Here is a 3073-nt window from a genome sequence, read left to right on the forward strand (position 1 = left end):
CGGGCCTTGGCCAGCGCCCTGAAGATGTTCGTGATGCCCAGAGCGTCGGCCCGCTCCAGCCGATCAGTGGCATAGTGGAGGTGATGGGCCAGCTGATGCAGCCTATCCCTCAGCAGGGCAGTCTCTGTAATCTCTCCGCTGCCCTCTCCCCTCTTGCATTCCCGCGCCAGATCATTGGCGATCGTGCTGAGCGCAGGTGTGGTGAACGCCGCGAAGCGCAGGCCTCCAGAGCCCAGTCTGTGCGCAATGTTCATTATCGCCTGGTGGCACGCCGCTTCTTCCGGCCACCTGCTGAACCCGTTTGACAGGTTCGCCATGTCCTGGGGAGTAAATTCAGAGAGTTGGTCGGCGCGGCGAAGCATCTCACCGGCGATCGCGACCGTGGCATCGCGACAGTGGGTCCCGTCGAGCCATTTGCTGAAGCCGTTCACCAGGTTCGCCAGTCCCTGCGAAGTAAAATCAGACAGCCCGTCGGCGCGATCGGCGCGGCTAAGCACCTCACCGGCGATCGCGACCGTGGCATCGCGACAGTCGGTCCCGTCAGACCATTTGCTGAAACCGTTCGCCAGGTTCGCCAGCTCCTGCTGAGTAAAACCAGACAGCCCATCGGCGCGGTCGGCACGGCCAAGGAGCCCCACGCCGAGCGCGACCGCGGCTTGGCGGCACTGCGCCCGTTCCGGCCATTTGCTGAGGCCGTTTACCAGGTTCGCCAGTCCCTGCGGCGTAAAATCAGATTGCCCACCGGCGCGGCAACGGACCTCATTGGCGATTGCGACCGTGGCGTCGCGACAGTTGGATGCTTCCGGCCACTTGCTGAACGCATTCACCAGATTCGACAGGTGCTGCTGAGTAAAGCCAGAGAGCCGGCCGGCGCGGCCACGGATCTCACCGGCGATCGCGACTATAGCCTGGCGACACTCGGACGCTTCCGGCCATTTGCCGAAGCCGTTCACCAGGTTCGCCAGTCCCTGCGGAGCAAATTCAGACAGCTTGTGGACGCGGCGAAACACATGGCCTGCGATCGCGACCGTGGCCTGGCGACACTCTGCCGCTTCTGGCCACTTGCTGAAACCGTTCACCAGGTTCGCCAGTTCCTGCTGAGTAAAATCTAAAAGCCGGCGATGACGTATCTCACCGACGATCGCGACCGTGGCGTGGCGACACTCCGCCACTTCCGGCCACTTGCTGAAGCCGTTTACCAGGTTCGCCATTTCCTGCGGATTAAAACCAGGGAGCCGGGCGGTGTGACGGTCGGCGCGGCGACTGACATCGCCAGCGATCGCTACTATAGCATCGCGGGAGGCCGCCTCTTGTGGCCATTTGCTGAAGCCGTTCACGAGGTTCGCCATTTCCTGCGGATTAAAACCAGGGAGCCGGGCGGTCTGACGGTCGGCGCGGCGGACAACCTCACCGGCGATCGCAACTATGGCATCGCGAAAGTTCGCCTCTTGCGGCCACTTGCTGAATGCATTCGCGAAGCTCGACAGATCCCGCGGAACAAAGCCGGAGCGCCCGACGTCTCGATCGGCGCGGCGACGAACCTCACCGGCGACCGCAACTGCGGCCTGGCGACAATCGGCCTCTTGCGGCCACTTGCTGAAACCGTTTGCCAGCAAGGATAGATCTTGACCGCTCAGATGCTCAAGTGCTCCGCTTCGATCGTGACAACTTTGGGCGATTCTGATCGTTCCATTGCGACATCTCGTCGACAATGGGTCCCGACCGAATGATGATGCAAAGAGCGAAAGCGCTCTGGGTTCGATCTTCTTCATTAGCGCGAGATCAAACTGCGAAATCTGAGCTGCAACGACCCTGCAAGCTTCCATACCGTCCCGACCGCCAGCCTCCCGGCTCACCGCGTTGCATGTCGTGGCATACCCCCATGATTGTCGCGCGCCGATGTCTTCCTTCATGCGCTTGACAAATTTTCTTTCAAAATTGGAGGCGGCCTCTTGCAGGAACGTTGCTTGATCCGGCATTCGCAGGCGCTTGGAGTACTTCACCACCTCCTTTGAGAATCCACCGATGGCGCGCGCGTTGCCAATCCCTCTTAGTGCAGCATGAAACTCGTCCGAACAGCGTGGATGACGCCGCTCAAAGCCGATGTGGACGCTCTGCGCGGCTTCGTCGTCTCTACGCCGCTTTCTTCCAGTATCCAGGTCGCTCGCGAATTGCCTGGCCGGCGGGAGCGCCCCTGATTGCCAGCTTTCGGCCTGATCGCCGCGCCAAGATTCGCCATCTGAACGCGACGAGCGTTCTTCCCGACTGGGCGCGCCACGAAATTGTCGCTGGGGCGGGAGCGCTCCTGGCTGCCAGCTTCCGGCGGCCCGATCGCGACGCCAAGATTCGCCACCTGAACGCAACGAGCTCTCTTCCCGACCGGGCGCGCCAGCCCAGGGATCAGCAGAGGTATCGTGCAGGACATTACGGGCGCGCATCCCAGTGCGAACAGAACCACCCCCAGGATCTTCATGCTCGGGGCGCATCCGCTCTATCGCAGAACTGAACAGCTGTCCGCCTTGTCCAGAGGCTGGACCGCGCGACCCATCTATGTCCTCGGCGTCGTCGGCTCTGAAGTCCGAATGGTACGAACTGCCACGTCGACCGATGCCTGTCATGGTCCGCCCCGCTGCAAACGAGAATGCAATCGCGCACAGTCATTCGCTTCTGGAAATTGTCAGGCTTCAACATAGTCGTGGTATCTGACGGAAGCCTGACTTGCGGTCAGCCCGAACCTCGATTTCGGCGAAATACATGGTCACCAAATTGGCCGTGGCAGTATGGGCTCAGATTGGAGCGCGCGAACATGGAAGTCAGAGTAGGATACCGTATTGGACGTTACCGGCGAGACGCGCCGGATAGCCGGCGCTGAGCGGTGCGGTAAGGGCGCGTTTTGCGTGAAGGAAAGTTTGTTAGCCGGCGGCCCCAAATGGAATCGAAGCGCGCAGAACATGTGACCTTGCCCCCAGTTTCTATCCAGTTTTGAGTTCGTTTCGGGCGTGGGTTGTGCCCTGCTGGGCGGGTGAAGCGACGGGCGCTGGCGCGGAGCCTTTGGCATAGCGCAGCGCGAGCG

At 61.4% G+C, this 3073-nt stretch carries 1 protein-coding gene; it reads right to left on the reverse strand.

Going from position 1 to position 3073, the window contains the following annotated elements; genetic code table 11:
* On the reverse strand, positions 1-2003 hold a 2003-nt coding region (locus OHD58_RS30300; RefSeq protein ID WP_263807287.1), incomplete at its 3' end, for a DUF1601 domain-containing protein.
* Positions 2004-3073 lie beyond the last annotated feature (1070 nt).

Origin of the sequence: Mesorhizobium sp. ZC-5 (genome assembly GCF_025753855.1) — a bacterium.
GTDB lineage: Bacteria > Pseudomonadota > Alphaproteobacteria > Rhizobiales > Rhizobiaceae > Neomesorhizobium.